The organism is Zoogloea sp. (assembly GCF_041911615.1).
Taxonomy (GTDB): Bacteria; Pseudomonadota; Gammaproteobacteria; order Burkholderiales; family Rhodocyclaceae; genus Zoogloea.
In genome coordinates this window covers 1-1558 of sequence record NZ_JAYROR010000058.1, presented here as the reverse complement: position 1 = coordinate 1558, position 1558 = coordinate 1, and the positions used below count along the sequence as shown (strand labels likewise).

The window sequence follows — 1558 nt, the reverse complement described above, 5'->3', positions numbered from 1 at the left end:
CGCATGCGGTCGAGGCGGTCGGCCTGGGTGACGTCCTTGATCTGCAGCAGGCGCTGGTTGCGCGCGTAGGGCACGACGAAGATCGACAGCACCCGGTCCTCGCCGCGTTCGGAGCGCAGCGTCAGCGGGCGCGCGAAGTCGCCGGCCTTGAGGTAGTTCACGAACTCCGGCTGGCGCACCAGGTTGACGATGGGCTGGCCGCGGTCGGTGGCGATCACCAGGCCGAGCTGCATTTCGGCGGTGGTGTTGCAGTACTCGATCGCCCCGTGCTCGTTGAGCAGCACGACGCCGTCGGTCAGCGCCTGGCCGGCGGCGATCAGCTTGGCGATCTGCGCGTCGCGTTGGGCGATCTTTCCTTGCAGGTCCTTCTCGTGGCGGTAGATGCGGGCGAAAACGCCGTCCCAGGCGCCCTCGCCTTCGAGGCTGGGGTCGACCACCGGCGCCCGCGACCAGCGGTCGAGGCGGGCGAAATGGCGGAAGTGGAAGGCCATCTGCAAGCCGAAACCGGAGCAGAAAATGGCCCAGCCCACCCACGGCTTGACGAAATGGCCGAACGGCACGGCCACCGCGGCCGCCAGCGCGGTCAGCAGGAAAGCCCGGATCAGCTGGGGAGACACCAGGTTCAGCTTCCCCGGAAGCGGTAGCCGGTGCCGCGCACGGTCTCGACCCGCTCATGATGGCCGGACGGCTCGAGCGCCGCGCGCAGGCGGCGGATATGGACGTCCACCGTGCGCTCCTCGATGAAAACGTGGTCGCCCCACACCTCGTCGAGCAGCTGGGCGCGCGAATAGACGCGCTCGGCGTGGGTCATGAAGAAGAACAGCAAGCGGAACTCGGTGGGGCCGAGCTCGATCGGCTGGCTGCCGGCGAGCACCCGGTGGGTGGCCGGGTTGAGCGCCAGGTCGCCGATCTCGACCGCCTCGCCGGCCAGGTGCGGGGCGCGGCGGCGCAGCACGGCGCGCACGCGGGCGACCAGTTCCTTGGGCGAGAAGGGCTTGGTGACGTAGTCGTCGGCGCCGGCCTCCAGCCCCTGCACCTTGTCCTCCTCGTGCACGCGGGCAGTCAGCATGATGATAGGCAGCTCGCGGGTGCGCTCGTCGGCGCGGATCTTCTTGGCCAGCGCGACGCCGGACTGGCCGGGCAGCATCCAGTCGAGGATCAGCAGGTCGGGCAGCGCGGCACGGATGGCCGATTCGGCCTCCTCGGCGCTGCCGGCGCGAACGACCAGGAAACCGGCGTGCTTGAGGTTGATGACGACGAGTTCCTGGATGGCTGGTTCGTCCTCGACGACCAGGATCGTGGGTGTCACGCCTTGCTCTCCTTCTCCGGATGACGGATATCGCGCCCTTCGACGATGAACACCACGTGTTCGGCGATGTTCTTGGCATGGTCGCCGATGCGCTCGACGGCGCGGGCGATCCAGATGATGTCGATGGACGTCGTGATGGTGCGCGGGTCTTCCATCATGTGCGTGATCAGCTGGCGCATGATCGACTTGAATTCGGTATCGACGTCGGCGTCGGCGCGGATCACCTCTTCGGCCAGCTGGGGGTCGAGG

3 protein-coding genes are annotated in these 1558 nt (G+C 68.2%); all 3 read right to left on the bottom strand.

The window, feature by feature from the left end; all coding sequences use genetic code 11:
• A partial coding sequence (locus ACE3P2_RS06745) for a phosphate regulon sensor protein PhoR (RefSeq protein WP_374262496.1) occupies positions 1 to 617 on the bottom strand: 617 nt, incomplete at its 3' end.
• A 5-nt stretch (positions 618 to 622) separates the two neighbouring features.
• The gene (gene phoB, locus ACE3P2_RS06740; RefSeq protein WP_374262494.1) at positions 623 to 1309 is read right to left on the bottom strand and encodes a phosphate regulon transcriptional regulator PhoB; all 687 of its coding nucleotides are present in this window, start codon (positions 1307 to 1309) and stop codon (positions 623 to 625) included.
• Positions 1306 to 1558: phosphate uptake regulator PhoU (locus ACE3P2_RS06735; protein ID WP_374262492.1), on the bottom strand; the 253-nt coding region annotated here is incomplete at its 5' end. The genes ACE3P2_RS06735 and phoB, both read right to left, overlap by 4 nt.